Consider the following 15794-nt stretch of genomic DNA (forward strand, 5'->3'; position numbering starts at 1 on the left):
AGGTGCCCTTGACGACGCGCCTTCCGCTGATGACGATTCTGGCCGGGGCGGCGGTGTTGGTGCTGGTCAACGGCGCGGCGCCGTGGAGCTACGCGACGGCGAACGCGCTCGACAACGCGATGCAGCTCGCCGCGGGGACGACAGCGGTGGTCACGGGCGTGATCAGTGGACTTCGCCGACGCGGGTCCGAGCGAACGTGGCGGCTGCTGATCGCTACGGGAATGGCGGCGTGGACCGGTGGTTTGATCATCTGGTCCTGGTACCAGATCGTCGACGGTGAAGGTTTGCCGTCGCCGTCGCTGGCCGACGCCGGGTTCCTGGCCTACCCCGTCTTCGGCTTGGCGGCGATGTCCGTCCTCGGACGGGCCGCGGCTCGCAACGCCCAACCGGTCGACGGTCAGCGAGGCCGCCATGGTTACCGTTCCGTCGAGCTCGTCCTCGACGGACTGATCGTCACGGCGTCGCTGTTCTTCCTGAGCTGGTCTGGGGCCCTCGGAACGATCGTCACCGCCGGCGCACCGGACCGGGTCACCCTCGCGGTGGCGCTCGCCTACCCCGTGACCGACCTCGTCATGGTCGTCGTCGCGGTGCTGATGGTGGTGTTCGGACGCATCCGGGAGGCCGATCGTGCCGGGTTCCAGTTCCTCATCGCAGGAGTGGTGGCCCTCGCGACGTCCGACAGCATCTACGCCTACCTGATCTCCGTCGACGCGGCGACGATGACGCCGTGGGAGAACGCCGGCTTCGTCATCGGGCCGTTGCTCGTCGCCTGCGCCGTACTCGAACGTGGATCTGGCGGCGGGGCAGCCGTCCGACCCGTCGAGAACGCCGACAGGTGGGCGCTGGGACTTCCGTACCTTGGCCTCGCCGCCGTCGGCGCAGTCGTGATTGGGCGGTGGGTCACCGGCCACGAGATCAACCTCGACCCCGTCACGACGGTCACGGGACTGCTCGTGGTGACGCTGGTGATCGTCAACCAGCTGCTCACGGCCCTGCACAACCGACGACTCATCAACCGCGTCTACGCCAACCAGCACCTGCTCCTGCATCTGGCGTATCACGACTCGCTGACCGGGCTGGCCAACAGACTGAGTTTCGCCAGACGCCTCGACGGCGCGCTAGCGTCACATCAGCCGCTGTCGCTGGTGCTGGTCGACATCGACGACTTCAAGGACGTGAACGACCGGTTCGGGCACGCCGAGGGCGACCGCCTGCTCTGCGAGGTCGGCACGCGACTGCAGGCCACCGTCAGCCCCCGCGACACCGTCGCCCGAATCGGCGGTGATGAATTCGCCATCCTGGTTGTCGGCGAGCCGGCGACGGCCACCGAGCTGGTCTCGAGGATTCGGGCCGCGCTCCGGACCCCCGTCGCCGTCAAGGACGTCCAGGTTCGGCTGCGGGTCAGCATGGGGGTGGTGCTGCCGGACGTCGACGAGCCGTTCCTCGACGGCGACGTGCTGCTCAGCCGCGCCGACGCGTCGATGTACGCCGGCAAGCGCACGGGCAAGGACACCGTGGTGATCTACCGGCCGGCGCTCGGCGACGCACCGGACTTCCCCAGCGCGCTGCGCGCCGCCTTCGGCGAGCGGCCGGTCGGCTTCTTCATGGTCTATCAACCCGTGGTCAGGCTCTTGGACGGCGAGGTGGTGGGCTTCGAAGCGCTGGCACGATGGAAGGCCGCCGACGGCAGCGACGTCGAACCCGGCATCTTCGTACCGTCGGCCGAACGTGCCGGGCTCGGGCGCGTCCTGGACACGATGGTGGTCAACGCCGTCTGCGGCGAGATCGCCGACCTGCCGCCGCATCTCACCGTGCACGTCAACGTCGGAGCGGCCAGACTCGGCGATCTGGCATTCGAATCGGCTGTCCAGGAAACACTTTCGACGCACCACGTGCCACCAGGACGCCTGCTGTTCGAGATCACCGAGACCGAAGCGGTAGCCAATCTCGGCGAGGCGGCCGCGGCGATCCGGCGGCTACAGAGCCTCGGGATCCGGCTCGCGCTCGACGACTTCGGCACGGGGTACAACTCGTTGAACTATCTTCACGAGTTGCCAGTCGACGTCATCAAACTGGATCGCAGCATGACCGAGTGGGTAGCTCCCCAGAACGACGTCAGGTTGTACCGCTCGCTGATCGGGATCTGCGGCGAAATGGGACTCGACGTCATCGCCGAGGGCATCGAGACCGAGGAGTCGGCGGCCCGGGTGCGGCAGATGGGGTGCGGATACGGCCAGGGCTATCACTTCGGGCGCCCCAAGGTGCTCGGCGCGGTCAGCGGAGCTTCCGAGGGGTCAGGTGTTGGCGGCCTCGGGCGTGAGCGGGACGACCTCGCGTAGTCGGCCCCTCAACCGGGCGACCTTGCGCAGCTGAACGGCGATGTTCATCGACGTCAGCATCGGGATGCCGCCGATGAAGGTGCGGAAGGACGGGTCACCACCGTAGAGGTGGAGCTCGTAGAGACAACCCACCACGTAGAAGAAGCCCGTGCAGAACAGGGTCGCGGGGATCGCGAGGGCCAGCGGTGACCTGGCGTCGGTGACGAGCTCCGTCGCGTAGTCGAACTCCTCCCGCGACAACGGTTCACCCTTGCGCACCTTGGCAAGGATCGCCTTGTGGGCGCCGACCTCCTCGCCCAGTGGAGCCGGCGTCCGATTCTCCAACCGCCGCACGTAGACGAACACGCAGGCGGCGAACGACAGCCCCGCCACCGCCGCGAGAACGGTCAGAACACCCCACAGACCGAGATCCACGGCGTCCTCCTCGCACTCGACTAGGTAGTACCGCTAATCAGGTTACGTCAAGCAGCGGCGGGGTGCGGCGCCCATGCCACGTCAACTCCTCGAACGCGGCCGCAATCCCCAACAGCCGGGACTCGCTGCGCGCCCTGGTCACCATCTGCGCACCCACCGGCAACCCCTGCGCGGTGAAGCCCGCGGGAACCGACATGGCCGGAACCCCAAGCGGCGTAATCAGATAGCACGCCGCCATCCAATCCAGATAGGTCGCCATCGCGGTGTCCCCGATCTGGTGCGGCCAATCCCACGACGCGTCGAAGGGCGCCACCTGGACCACCGGCGCCAACAGCACGTCGTACTCGTCGAAGAACTGCTCGGCAGCGCGGTGAAGCCGAGCCAACTCCGCCACCGCTCGCGTGACCTGTCGCCCGCCGAGCTTGCCGCCCTGCCTGACGTTCCAGGCGATGTCCGCCTTGAACGAATGGGGTTGACGTTCGAGCAGGTCACCCCAGGTGAGGTCGAAGTCCGCGGCACGCAGCGTCCTAAAGACGAAGTCCGCGCCGTCGAGGTCGGGGCACGCCACGTCGACCCGGGCACCCCCGGCCTCGAACACCGCCACCGCGTCCTCCAACACGGAGACGACCTCGGGCTCCACCGCGATCCGTCCGCCCAGCGTCGGCGCCCACGCCACCCGAAGGCCGCGCAGGTCTACGGGGCTGACGTCGGCGAAGTGGCGCGGGTCCTCCGACAGCGATGTCGGATCCCCCGGGTGCCGGCCTGCGATCGCCGACAACATCAGGCCCACGTCGCCAACGGTCCTCGCCATCGGACCCGCCACCGCCAACCGGAAGAACGGCAGCCCGTCGGTGGGGTCGGGCACCCGGCCCGGGGTCGGTCGCAGACCCACGACGTTGCAGAAGGACGCCGGGTTGCGCAACGAGCCGCCCATGTCGCTGCCGTCGGACAACGGCTGGAACCCCGCGGCCAGCGCCGCGGCGCCGCCGCCGCTGCTTCCGCCGACCGAACGGCTGGTGTCATACGGGTTCACGGTGGTTCCGAAGACCGGGTTGTACGTGTGCGACCCCGCCGCCATTTCCGGGACGTTGGTCTTGCCGACGACGACGACCCCGGCGGCGCGGAGCCGCGCGACGATCTCGTCGTCGACGGTGGGCACGTTGTCGGCAAAGAGCTTGGAGCCGTAGGTCGTTCGCAGCCCGGCGGTGGCGTGCGTGTCCTTGATCGACATCGGTAGGCCGGCCAGTGGCCCGCACGGCGAACCGGCGGCGCGCGCCGAGTCGACCGCGGCGGCCGCGTCGACCGCCCGATCCAGGTCTTGCGACACGACGGCGTTCAACGTGCCGTTGAACCGGTCCATCTGCTCGACGTGGGCGTCGAGCAGCTCACGGGCCGAGAACTCGCGATCCTCGAGCCCGCGCAGCTGCTCCCGCGCGCTGCGCATCACCAACGAGTCGGTCATCGGTCAGACCTCGACCGTCACGCGCTTGCCCGCCACGTAGGTCGACGTCACGTTGGTGGTCAGCAGTTCGACCTCCTCGCCGGTGAACGGATTGCGATCCAGGACGACGAAGTCGGCGGCCTTTCCCGCGACCAGCTGACCGGTCAAGTGGTCGAAGCGCCCGCCGTAGGCGGCGTCCTTGGTGCCGTGGGCGAGTGCCTCTGCCATGGGCAGCGAAAGCTCCGGAACGTTGGCCGGGAGCCCGGGCGTGATCGCCGAGCACCGGGTGGTGGCCACGTACATGTTCGGCAGCGGACGATGAGGAGCGGTCGGTGCGTCGGTACCGAACGCGAGCACGCCACCGGCCGCGGTGATCTCGGGCCACGGCATGCCGCGCTTGGCACGGTCGTCGCCGAGCATGGCCACCCAGTTGTCGATGATCGCCGGATCGGCGTGCACGGGTTGCATGGACGCAACCACGCCGAGACCCGCCAGGCGCCAAATGTTCTCCGGCGTCACGGTTTCCAGGTGCTCGATGCGATGGCGGCGAGGAATGGGGCCGTTTTCCGCGTGGGCGTGCTCGATGGCCGACAACGCGATGTCGGACGCGTCGTCACCGATGGCGTGCATGGCCACCTGCAGACCGGCGGCATCGGCGGCCGCGACGACGGGACCGAGCGCATCCAGGCTCCAGATAGGTCCGGCGTTGCTGCCGTCGGCGTACGGCAACTTCATTGCCGCGGTGCAACTGTCGATCACACCGTCGACCATGATCTTGATGCCCGTGACGCGGAGCCACGGCCCGTTCAGGCGCTCGGCGAGCTTCGCCGCATGCTGCACCTGGGCGACGTTCTCGGCCTCGGTGGCGCACAGGTCGACCAGCCAGTGGACGGCGACTCGGATCGGAAGCGTTCCGTTGCCGTGCGCCAATTGCCGCTCGAGGCAATCCAATTCGGCCGTGCCGACGGACATGTCGACGGCAGCGGTCACACCGGACGCCAGGTACTGCGAGAACGCCGACTGCAGCGCCCGATCCCGGTCGTCATCGGTGACCTGAGAGGTCAGGAAGCGTGCGGCGAAATTCAACGATGCCGTCTCGTAGAGCAATCCGGTGGCGACACCATCGGCGTCACGGGCGATGCGGCCGCCGATCGGATCCGGGGTGTCGTCGTCGACCCCGAGCTCCCGTAGCGCCGCGGTGTTGAGCCACATCGAGTGGGAATCGAAACAGTCCAAGTACACCGGCTTCTCGGATTCCATCGCGTCCAACATGTGACGGTCCGGTGCGCCGCCGGGGATCGAGGTCGGCAACCAGTTGCGACCCAGAATGCGGACCGCGTCCGGGGCGGCTGCGGCGGCCGCCTCGACGAGGGGCTGCATCTCCGCGAGATTCGCCGTGCCCATGAGGTCGACCTGACTCAAGGACTCGCCGAATGCGACCAGGTGGGTATGGGAGTCGATGAACCCGGGCAACACGAATGCGCCGTCCAGGTCGACTGTTTCGGCATCCGGGGCCGCGGCCTGGGCCGCGGCGTCGTCGCCGACGAACGTCAGGACGCCGTCGTCGACCACCATCGACTCCGCCCATGCGGGTTCAGCCGTGGTGAAGATGCGGCCGTTGCGGTAGTGGATCATCGAGGAACTCCAGTTCTGCCCGAGTCGTAGCGTGCGACAGCGGCGGGTGTGACGTGATGAGTCACGCTACCAATAAGGCAGTACCGAATGAACCATCAGTGCGAATTTTTTGGCGTAAATGGTTCACAGTCCTCAGCGGTTGAACGGGCTGATTTCCGTCACCGCCACTCCGCTGCGCTTGTACGCCGAGAGCACCGGCGACGATCGAATCGACTCCACCTTCCCCGTCCAGGGCTGTTCGGTGACGAACTGCCGAAAGTCCTCGAGCGTCTCGACGGCCACGTCGATCACCAGCTGGTGCTCGCCCATCGTCATCGCGGCGTAGCGCACGTAGTTCGACTCGGTGATCTCCGCGGCGACGGTCCGCACGGCCCCCGGCGTCGCACGAATCCACAGGAACGCCGAGACGTCCAAGCCCAGCAGCGTCGGGGCGACGACGGCGCGCACGTCGACCCCCGTTCCGACCAGACCGTAAAGCCTCCGGCGGATACTGGCCTCCGACTGGCCGACGGCAGCCGCGATGTCGGTCAAGGGCGCCCGTCCGTCACGCTCGAGGATGGCGAGGATCTGCTGGTCCACCTCGACGAGCGGCGCCGTGCCCACCGGAGGTAGGCGCCCGAACCCGTCGTTGAGCGCGGCGGCCTCCGCCTCCGAGAGCTGACCGGGCATCCACGAGCTGAGCGTTCGGTAGTAGTCGAGGATGGGGCTGGCCGACACCCCGGTGACGCCGTCGATCGCGGGGATCTCCTCGATGACCGCTCTGGCCAGGGCGCCACTGGTCAACTGTTGTTCTTCGACGACGATCCTGGCGGGCGCACTGAGCACGTAGACGAAGATCGTGTCGCTACGGGCGGCCAGCGCCCGCGCCACGGCGTCCACTCGCTGCGGGACGGTGGTGATCTCCAGGATCGCGGTGGTGGTCGTCCCCGGCAACGCGACCACGCGGACGGCACCGGAGCTCAACAGTGCCGTGCCGCGTCGGGTCACCGTACTGACCGGGGTCTCCAGAACGTCGGCGATGCGCCGCCACGACGCGCGACCGTCGACCTGAAGAGCCCCGACGATTCTGCGGTCCAAGTCGTCGAGTTGCACTGCGACAGTATGCCGACGAAGTGCCTCCGCCAGACGACAGTGGCCCAGATGCGAAGGCGCAGCGCCCCGCTCAGTCGTACTCGACGTCGGTCAGCGCCGTGTCGAACCGCTTGACGGTCTCGTCGACGTCGTCGAGGGTGTGGGCCGCCGACACGTACCAGATGCCGCGGTAGGCCACCCAGATCCCGGCGGCGATCAGCTTGGTCGCGAACCGTCCGTAGCGCTCAGCGTCGAGTGCCTGCACCTGGGCGTACCTGGTGACGGGTTCGGTGCCGGTGTCGAAGCGCGCGTGGAAGGCCATCGGCAAGCCCTGCAGCCTGATCGGCACGTCGTGGTGCGTCAACAGCTCGGTGAGACCGTCGACCAGAGCGCTGCCCACCGACTCGACGTGGCGGTAGACGCTGCGGTCCTCCAGTTCGTCGAGTGACGCGAGCACCGCGGCGGTCGCAATGGTGTTTCCGTTGAAGGTGCCTGCGTGCGTCAGCGCGCCAACGGCCACGTCCGCGAAGAGCTCGCCCCGCCCGACCAACGCAGCGCACGGCCAGCCCGCCGCCATGGCCTTGCCGTAGACCGCGAGATCCGGCGTCACACCGAAACGTTCGGCGGCCCCGCCCAGTGCCACCCGGAAGCCGGAGATGGTCTCGTCGAAGATCAGCACGATGCCGTGCCGAGTGCAGAGCTCGCGCACGTGCTCCAGGTAGCCGTCGGCAGGCACGATGGCTCCCGCGTTGAGCATCATGGGTTCCATCACCACCGCGGCGACCGTGTCGCCGTGATCGCGCAGCGCGGCGGTGAACGCCTCGGCGTCGTTCCACTCGATGGTCAGCATCGGATCGAGCGCGTCCGGAACCTGCCCGAGGCTCCCCGGCATGACCCGGTCACCGTCCGAGCGGATCTGAATGTTGTCGAACCACCCGTGGTAATGCCCGTGGAAGCGGAGGACGTTGCGACGTCCGGTCGCGTTGCGCGCCATCCGCATGGCTGCCTGAATCATCTCGCTGCTCGAACTTCCGAACCGGAGCTGATCCGCCCACGGCAGGACGCTCAAAACCCGTTCGGCCGCTTCGATTTCACGACGATGGGTCGCCGCGTAGATGATGCCGTCGTGTTGTGCCGCGACGATCTTCTCCACCACCCGCGGCGGACCGTAGCCCAAGAAGTTGGGCCCCTGGCCAAGCAGATAGTCGAGGTACTCGGTGCCGTCGACGTCCCACAGTCGGCAGCCACTGGCCCGTTCGACGATGAGGTGCGGGTTGAGCAATCGGGTGTTGCTGCTGACACCGCCTGCCAGCGCCCGCATGGCGCGTTCCTGGAGGTCCTGCTGAATGGTGGTGGCGCCGTTCATGAGCGATCTTCCTTCGGGCCGATGCCGGGTGGTCGGTAGACGTGTAATGCGTTGCCGTACATGATTTTGTGTCGATCATCAGGGTCGATTTCCGCGAGTGTCTCCGTCGCGGCGGCCGTCACCTGGCCGTAACTCGCGGCCAGCTCACACACCGGCCAGTCGGAGCCGAAGATCAGCCGCTCGGCGCCGAACGCGGCGAGCAAGTGGTCGACGTACGGCCGCAGGTCGGCGACCGTCCACGAGCTCCACGATGCCTCGGTGACCAGACCCGAGAGCTTGCACCACACGTTCGCGTTCGCTGCCAGGGCGGCGATTCCGTCTGCCCATCCCTGGGACCATCCCGTGGCGACGGGAGGTTTGGCCCCATGGTCGACGACGAAGCGGACGCCCGCGTGCCTGCGCACCAGTACGCCGGCGGCGGGCAGCTCCCGAGCGGTGATCTCCAGGTCGAAGGACAGCCCGCTCGCCGCCACCAGCCGCATTCCCGCGTCGACGTCGTCGCGAAGGAGCCAGTCGGGGTCGGGTTCGTCGGCCGCGGCGTGGCGCACCCCGACGAGGTGCTCACCGCCGACACCACTGCGCAGCAGGTCAATCTGTCCCGCGACGTCCGACGACGTCAGGTCGACCCACCCCACCACTCCGACGACTTCTGCCGTACGCGAAGCGAGTTCGAGTAGGTCGACGGTCTCGGCCAGATCCGCGCGAACCTGCACCACGATCGTCGCAGCCACACCGTTGGCGACCAGGTGCGGACGAAGGTCCTCGACGTCGTAGCGCCGCCGGAGAGCCGCGAAGTCACCCGTCATCCACGGGTAGTCGCCGACGTCGGGGTCCCACAGATGATGGTGTGCGTCAATCACTCTCGACGTCGTTCCCCACGGGGGCGCCCTCGTCGAGCAACCCCTCCGACACCAGATCGCCCCACAGTTCGTCGGGGATCGGACGGTCGAACAGCGCTGCGTTCTCGACGATCTCGGCCCGACTGCGGGCACCGGTCAGGACCGCGACGACCGCGGGATGGGCCCGTGGGAACTGCAACGCGGCGGCCTTGAGGGGCACGTCGTGCCGTTGACACACCTCGAAGAGCCGGTGGGCGCGCGCCACCATCTCGGGTGGGGCGGGGTCGTAGTCGTACCGCGCGCCTGGCCCGGCGTCGGCCAGCAGGCCGCTGTTGAACACGCCGCCGGCCACCACTGCGATTCCGCGTTCGGCGCACAGCGGCAGGAACGACTGCAGCGCAGTCTGTTCCAGCAGGGTGTAGCGGCCTGCCAGCAGGAAGATGTCCGGATCGCTCTCGCGGGCGAAACGCTCCAGCGCCGCCGTCTGATTCATCCCGGCGCCGATCGCGGACACCACCTTCTGCTCCCGCAACTCGATCAAGGTGGGGAACGCCGTCGCCAACGCCTCGTCGACGTAGTCGTCGGGGTCGTGCACCAGCGCGATGTCGAGACGGTCGGTGCCGAGCCGGTTGAGGCTCTCCTCGATCGACCGCAGCACGCCGTCGCGCGAATAGTCGTACACGGTGGCCACATCCGGCGCACCTGCGTCATAGGGGCGACCGGTGGAGTCGAAGTCGTCGGGGTGCGGATCGGCGTCGGCGCGCAGCAGGCGGCCGACCTTGCTCGAGAGCACGTAGTCCTCGCGCCGATGGCCGGCCAGTCCGCGTCCCAGTCGGACCTCTCCATTGCCACGCCCGTACTGCGGGGCGGCGTCGAAGTAGCGCAGCCCGGCGTCCCATGCGGCCGCAACGGTGTCGACCGCGGCGTCGTCGCCGACCTCGGTGTACATGCCACCGATGGCGGTCGCCCCGAAGCCGAGGGCTGTCACCTCCAGCGCGGTTCTGCCGACTCGCACCATCGTGTCGTGGACGACGCGGGTGGGATCCTTCACCGTCATCTATCGCACCGTTCCGTCGGCCTGCAGGTCGGCGACTTCGGCGACGCCGTCGTACACGACGGCGACGACCTCGGTCGACTCGGATTCCTCGGGGCCGAGCAGGCGCGCCCGCCCCGCGGCCACCGCTTCGTCGAGCGGGCTGGGATAACCGGTCCAGGGCTCGATGAGGGCCTGGTGATAGCCGCGCCAGCCGCCGTAGACCAGACAGAACCACACCACGGGAAACAGCTCGTGGTCGAAGCACAACCCGAAGCCGCGCCGGTCGGCGACGTCGGTGGCCGCGACCCAGCCCGCCGTCAACCCGGTCAGATAATGCAACGCAAAGGCTCCGACGTCGATGTCGTCGGCGCGGCGCAGGTCGTGTCCGCGCAGCATCGGCCAGTCGTATTCGTCGCCCGGGAGGCCGAGCAACTCGCCACCCGCCTCGTCGACGAGGCCCCTGGTGGCCGGGATGTCGAAGCGCATACCGGACCTCAGCGCCAGGCTCGGATGCACGCCCCAGTTGTAGTCGAACGGCATCGTGCCGATGTTGCGCAGCGAGTAGCCGAGGGTGAAGCGTTGCTCGCCGGCACGCAGGGTGATGGTGCGCGTCAGCTCGGCAGGCGTGATCGGGGTGCGAACCGTGGTGGTGAGCACCACTTCATCTGCCGTGGAACGGATTTGGTAGTCCGACCGCGCCGTCCACACCTCCCCCATGTACGGCAACAGGTCGCCGTACCGGTTGCGGCACGCCCTGCCCCCTGGGAAGGCGTCGTCCCAGCCACCCGCCCAATGGTCGTCGAAGTCCGAGTGCACCGCCGCAACGTGGGGGGCGACCCGTGGCGACTTCCACAACAGGTCGACGTCGCGCTTCTTGTCGACGACCCGAAAGATGTTGGCGCCGCGTTCGGGCAACACGTCGACGGCCAGGTGCTCGTTCTGCATCCGGACGACCCGCATGCCGTGGTAGGTCCAGTCGTCGTCGATGCTGAGATGCGTTGTCCCACGGGTCATGACTTGGCAACCTCCGGAGTCTCACCATGGAAGCCACCGGTCACCCGCGGCGTCGAGTCGCGGTGCACATGCTCCTCGACTTCCTCGACCGCGACGGCCAGGTAACCCGCATCGGTGGTGAGTCCCTCGTCGCGGCTCAACGACTCCGCGATCCGGCGCGTGGTCTTGGGGGCAGCGAAGATGACGACGATGATCGCGATCACCCATACCGCCGCGATGACGATGTTGGCGCGTCCCGCACCCGTCGCCGGCCACGGCGACACGTTGCGGACCATGGTGTAGCCGATCACGGCGATGGCCAGCAGCGGCACCACGTAGTCGAGCGCGGCGGCCTTGTGCCCCAGCCGCGGGGCGCGGATGCAGAGGTAGTACCACGCGCCGACCGAGAACAACGCGTAGGCGACCAGGAGCACCAGCGTCCCAACCGTTCCCGACCACGCGAACAGGTCGAAGGCGGTGTCGGTGACCAACACCCGCATCAGCACGATGATCGCCGCGGCCAGCCCGCAGACGAACAGCGTCGCGCTGATCGGGGTGCCGGACTTCGCCGAGACCTTCGTGAAACCGCGACGTTCGAAGGCCCCGCGGTTGAGCGCGAACAGCAGCCGTGACGCGGCGACCGCAGTGGCCAGTGCACACCCCATCGCGGAGATCGCGGTACCCAACGTCACCAGATCTCCGACGACCGGGCTGACGTACTGCTCACCCAACGTGCCGAACAGCGACGCGGACTTCGAAAACGCCTCGACGCCAGCGGCATCGGTGCCGAATCCGAGCATCTCCACCGTGGTGCCCACGATGTAGAAGAGCCCGCCGAACAGGGCCACGCCGAAGATGGCGATCGGGATGGCCCGCCTCGGGTTGGTCGTCTCCTCACCGAGGGCGGCGGCCGCTTCGAAGCCGGCGAACGACAGGAAGCCGAACACGATGCCCAGGAAGAGCGTGCTGGTCGAGATGCCCGGCGGCACGCTGAACATGTCGAGGTTGAACCGCTGCCCACCGGGAGCGGTACCGCCGACCACACGGACCACGACCACGACGGCGATCACCACGATGACCGCGGTCGTACAGATCTCCACCCACAGCAGGGTGGCCATCGACTTCTTCACCGGCGAGATGGCCAGCAGAGTCGCGATTCCCACCGACACCAGTGCGATGACCCACGGCACGATGTCGGGGGTGGTCTCGTAAAGGCCCAATCCGCGAAGGAATTCAGCGCCGAAGATGCCCGCCGTCATCGACGTGGTCAGCATGAAGCTCAGGTAGGCGCCCAGCAGCGACCACCCCGCCACCACACCGGCCCGCGGACCGATCGTCACGCCGGTCAAGCCGAACACCGAGCCCGCGTGGCTGAGGCGACTGCAGATCCTCGCGAATCCGTAGGCCACCAGCAGCACCCCGACGGTAGCCAGGATGAACGTCAGCGGGACGGCCCTGCCGACGGTCGCACCTGCGCCCTGCGGGTTGATGTTGACGGCCAAGCTGGCGCCCATCGCGGCCACGGACAGCGAGATCGCCGCCCAGGTCGCCAACGATCGTCTTAGCTTCGGTTGTGTGCCAGGTGATTCTGCTGGTGAAGTCATGCTTCCCATTTCTCGTGCGGCGACCCTCGGGCCGAAGTGCCACTGCATCTAGTAGCGGCTGGGGATGTGCTGACACCTACTCGGTGGCCGTCACGCCAACACGACGTTGCGCCGAAACCACCAATCGGAGTGGGTCGACCGTATGGCCGGGATCCGCCCGACACAATGACGAACCTGGCCGACCATTGTTCGGTGGTCCCGAACGATGCTCACGGGATGGCGAGCCGGTTGGCCGCCTTGAGCTGTTCGGCGATGGCACTGAATCCGGTGGCGATGGCGACGAGATCGGCGACCTTGGCGGTGTGCTCCGGCCACCACGCCAACGCCACCACGCACGGCGGGATGTCGCGAATGCGCCGAAACGCCACCCCTGGTCGGGAGTAAAAGCGTTGCGCTCCAGCAGAAGTCACGCTGATGCCAACGCCGCGGGCGACGAGGTGCAGCTCGGCGTCGCGAGTGCTGGCCTCATCGACGACGAGGGCCGGGGTGGTGCGGTATTCGTTGAGTAGCCAGTAATCCCGCCACGGGCCGGGCGCCTTCGGCGCGGCGATGATGGGTTCCTTGAGCAGATCGGCGACGCACACGGTGTCCTGACTCGCCAGCGGATGCCCGTCGGGAAGGCACACCACCCGGTCCTCGCTGACCAATTCCAGGGTGGTCAGACCGGCAAGACCGGTCGGCGGCCGGATGATCGCCGCGTGGACCGAGGAGTCACGCAAACCGGCGGTGGGGTCGGCGAAGTCGTATTCCACCGATCGCAACAGCCGCTGCGGGTACTCCGCGGCGAAGGTTCGCAACAGCCACGGGATGACCTCCAGGCCCGCGCCGATCGTGTACCCCAACGTCAACGCCGACCCGTCCCGGTCGGCCGTCCGCTGCGCGGATTTGATGGCCGAGTCAAGATCGTCGAGGACCCTGGCGACGAGGTGGGAGAAGACCGCACCGGCGTCGGTCAGTTCCACCGACCGGGTGGTGCGCACGAACAGCTGCACCTTGAGCTGGCGTTCCAAGTCCTTGATCGTCTCGCTCAACCACGGGTTGGACACCAACAACTGCTCGGCCGCACGCGAGAAGCTGCGGTGCTCCGCGACGGTCAGGAACGCGCGCAACTGGCGCAGGTTGATGTTGGGCTGCGTCATGCGGCAAAAGACTACTCGGCCAGCCGCCCAACTGTTCGTCATCGGCGAATAATCGTCGACGGTGTTCGTCATTGTTCAATGCCCCGCCGGTACCTAGTGTCGTTGACGCTGCGACATCCATGCAGCCCAACGGTTTTGAAAAGAGGACGTGGTGGCTTCCGCATTGTGGGCGACGTCGCAGGCGAACATCTCCCTGCTGTTCGGCGACGTTCCCTTCGAACGACGGGCCGCAGCCGCGGCCGCCGCCGGCTTCGAGTCGATCGAGTGCTGGTGGCCATTCGCCGTCGCCGCACCACCCACCGCCGAGGTCGACGCATTCGTGGCGACGGTCGCCGACGCGGGCGTGACGCTGCGCGGCCTGAACTTCTTCGCAGGAAACATGGCGGCCGGAGATCGCGGCATCGCGTCGAACCCGCACCGCAGGAACGAATTCGACGACAGCGTCGCCGTCGCCGTCGACGTCGGCGCCCGCCTGGGCGTCACCGCATTCAACGCGCTCTACGGCAACCGCTTGCCGGAGCTGAGCGTCGCCGAGCAGGACGAGGCCGCGCTCGACGCCCTCGCCGCGGCCACGGAGCACGCCGACTCGATCGGGGCGACCGTACTCGTCGAGCCGGTCAGCGGCATGGACGCCTACCCACTCAAGCTGGCCGGTGACGTCCTCGCGGTGATCCGCGGGGTACGGGAGCGGACCCAGCGCGGCAGGATCGCGCTGTTGGCCGATCTGTACCACCTGACCGTCAACGGCGACGACGTCCGCCGCGTGGTGACCGAACACGTCGACCACATCGGACACGTCCAAATCGCAGACGCCCCCGGCCGCCACGAGCCCGGCTCAGGAGACGCCCCCCTCGTCGAGTTGGTCGAACTCCTCGCGCAATCCGGATACACGGGAAGGCTTGGCCTGGAGTACATCCCGACCGGTGACACCGTTGCCGGACTCACCTGGTTGCACCAACTGACCTCGAGCCCGAGCGCAGACGCCACCTCGACCGTCGCCGAGGTGACCCGATGACCACCCCACGAACCGACAAACCAACCGTCGCCTTCATCGGACTCGGCATCATGGGCTCGCCGATGGCGGCGAAGCTGTGCGCCGCCGGGCTGGACGTCGTCGGCTTCAGCCGCACCAGAGCCAAGGACGACGCGCTGGTGGCCAAGGGCATGCGCGCCGCCGACGACGTCGCGAGCGCCGTCCGCGACGCGGACGTCATCATCACGATGCTCCCCGACTCTCCCGACGTCGAATCGGTGGCGCTCGGGTCCGCGGGCATCCTCGCATCGGCCACGCCGGGCGCGCTGTTCGTCGACATGAGCACCATCCGACCCGACACCGCGCGAGCCGTCGGCGCGGCAGCCGAGACGCGCGGACTCCGCTTCCTCGACGCCCCGGTCAGCGGTGGCGAGCAAGCCGCAGTCGACGGCACGTTGTCGATCATGGTCGGCGGACCGGCAGAGTCGGTAGCCGAAGCCACCTCGGTCCTCGCGCACGTCGGCACGACCATCGTCCACGTCGGCCCGGTCGGAGCCGGCCAAACCGTCAAGGCCGCCAACCAACTCATCGTGGCGGGCAACATCGAACTCCTGGCGGAAGCCCTGGTGTTCCTCGAAGCGCAACAGGTCGACACCGAGAAGGCGATCTCGGTACTCGAGGCAGGCCTGGCCGGCAGCACCGTCATGGCCCGCAAGGCACGGACGATGGTCGCCCGCCAGTTCAATCCAGGGTTCCGAATTGCCCTGCACGACAAGGATCTCGGCATCTTCACCGCTGCAGCCCGGACGTCACGGACAGCCACCCCCCTCGGTGCGGTCGTCGCCCAACTCGTGTCGACCGCCCACGCTCAAGGCGACGGCGACCTGGACCACTCCGCCCTGTTCCGGCTCGTCGAGCGGCTCTCCGGCCACCCGACGCCGTGA

The 15794-nt window shown here is 67.9% G+C and carries 13 protein-coding genes; 3 read left to right on the forward strand and 10 right to left on the reverse strand.

The annotated features are described in order from the left end of the window. Positions 1-8: 8 nt before the first annotated feature. A complete protein-coding gene (locus ASD37_RS09010) occupies positions 9-2339 on the forward strand; it encodes a bifunctional diguanylate cyclase/phosphodiesterase (RefSeq protein ID WP_200959812.1) in 2331 nt (776 codons plus the stop codon). Here ASD37_RS09010 and ASD37_RS09015 read toward each other — a convergent pair. The 10 genes from ASD37_RS09015 to ASD37_RS09060 form a co-directional block, all read right to left on the reverse strand. Further along, entirely contained in the window at positions 2295-2753 is a 459-nt protein-coding gene (locus ASD37_RS09015) for a hypothetical protein (RefSeq protein WP_056550631.1), read from the reverse strand. The two genes, ASD37_RS09010 and ASD37_RS09015, sit on opposite strands and share 45 nt — an antisense overlap. A 37-nt stretch (positions 2754-2790) precedes the next feature. Beyond that, entirely contained in the window at positions 2791-4215 is a 1425-nt protein-coding gene (locus ASD37_RS09020) for an amidase (RefSeq protein ID WP_056550632.1), read from the reverse strand. 3 nt (positions 4216-4218) lie between these two features. Beyond that, positions 4219-5829 carry an amidohydrolase gene (locus ASD37_RS09025; protein ID WP_056550633.1) on the reverse strand — a complete coding sequence of 537 codons (1611 nt, stop codon included), beginning with the start codon at positions 5827-5829 and terminating at the stop codon, positions 4219-4221. 132 nt (positions 5830-5961) lie between these two features. Further along, entirely contained in the window at positions 5962-6921 is a 960-nt protein-coding gene (locus tag ASD37_RS09030) for an Lrp/AsnC family transcriptional regulator (RefSeq protein ID WP_056550634.1), read from the reverse strand. Positions 6922-6991: 70 nt separating this feature from the next. Continuing rightward, entirely contained in the window at positions 6992-8266 is a 1275-nt protein-coding gene (locus tag ASD37_RS09035; RefSeq protein WP_056550635.1) for an aspartate aminotransferase family protein, read from the reverse strand. Then, complete coding sequence (locus ASD37_RS09040; protein WP_200959814.1) at positions 8263-9126, reverse strand: amidohydrolase; 864 nt, start codon at positions 9124-9126, stop codon at positions 8263-8265. The genes ASD37_RS09035 and ASD37_RS09040 overlap by 4 nt, the downstream gene beginning before the upstream one ends. Further along, positions 9119-10162 (reverse strand): aldo/keto reductase, encoded by a 1044-nt coding sequence (locus ASD37_RS09045; RefSeq protein ID WP_200959816.1) that lies wholly within the window; start codon positions 10160-10162, stop codon positions 9119-9121. The genes ASD37_RS09040 and ASD37_RS09045 overlap by 8 nt, the downstream gene beginning before the upstream one ends. Then, positions 10163-11155: a hypothetical protein gene (locus ASD37_RS09050; protein WP_056550636.1), complete on the reverse strand. Its 993-nt coding sequence runs from the start codon at positions 11153-11155 to the stop codon at positions 10163-10165. Beyond that, positions 11152-12687: an APC family permease gene (locus tag ASD37_RS09055; RefSeq protein ID WP_056550637.1), complete on the reverse strand. Its 1536-nt coding sequence runs from the start codon at positions 12685-12687 to the stop codon at positions 11152-11154. Before ASD37_RS09055 ends, ASD37_RS09050 begins: the two co-directional genes overlap by 4 nt. Positions 12688-12947: 260 nt before the next feature. Next, positions 12948-13877 (reverse strand): LysR family transcriptional regulator, encoded by a 930-nt coding sequence (locus ASD37_RS09060; RefSeq protein ID WP_056550638.1) that lies wholly within the window; start codon positions 13875-13877, stop codon positions 12948-12950. Between the two features lie 151 nt (positions 13878-14028). On the opposite strand from ASD37_RS09060, the gene ASD37_RS09065 reads away from it, so the two are divergent. Together ASD37_RS09065 and ASD37_RS09070 are read left to right on the forward strand one after the other, a co-directional pair. After that, positions 14029-14892, forward strand: coding sequence for a hydroxypyruvate isomerase family protein (locus tag ASD37_RS09065; RefSeq protein ID WP_056551016.1), 864 nt, complete (start codon positions 14029-14031; stop codon positions 14890-14892). Then, positions 14889-15794 carry an NAD(P)-dependent oxidoreductase gene (locus tag ASD37_RS09070; protein ID WP_056550639.1) on the forward strand — a complete coding sequence of 302 codons (906 nt, stop codon included), beginning with the start codon at positions 14889-14891 and terminating at the stop codon, positions 15792-15794. Before ASD37_RS09065 ends, ASD37_RS09070 begins: the two co-directional genes overlap by 4 nt.

Origin of the sequence: Mycobacterium sp. Root135, from assembly GCF_001426545.1 — a bacterium.
Classification (GTDB): Bacteria; Actinomycetota; Actinomycetes; order Mycobacteriales; family Mycobacteriaceae; genus Mycobacterium.

What these genes read in the sequence shown, in the direction of transcription:
- ASD37_RS09020 (WP_056550632.1), bottom strand. Translation starts at nt 4,215, where the DNA reads ATGACCGACTCGTTGGTGATGCGCAGCGCGCGGGAGCAGCTGCGCGGG.
- ASD37_RS09025 (WP_056550633.1), bottom strand. Translation starts at nt 5,829, where the DNA reads ATGATCCACTACCGCAACGGCCGCATCTTCACCACGGCTGAACCCGCA.
- ASD37_RS09035 (WP_056550635.1), bottom strand. Translation starts at nt 8,266, where the DNA reads ATGAACGGCGCCACCACCATTCAGCAGGACCTCCAGGAACGCGCCATG.
- ASD37_RS09045 (WP_200959816.1), bottom strand. Translation starts at nt 10,162, where the DNA reads ATGACGGTGAAGGATCCCACCCGCGTCGTCCACGACACGATGGTGCGA.
- ASD37_RS09050 (WP_056550636.1), bottom strand. Translation starts at nt 11,155, where the DNA reads ATGACCCGTGGGACAACGCATCTCAGCATCGACGACGACTGGACCTAC.
- ASD37_RS09060 (WP_056550638.1), bottom strand. Translation starts at nt 13,877, where the DNA reads ATGACGCAGCCCAACATCAACCTGCGCCAGTTGCGCGCGTTCCTGACC.
- ASD37_RS09070 (WP_056550639.1), top strand. Translation starts at nt 14,889, where the DNA reads ATGACCACCCCACGAACCGACAAACCAACCGTCGCCTTCATCGGACTC.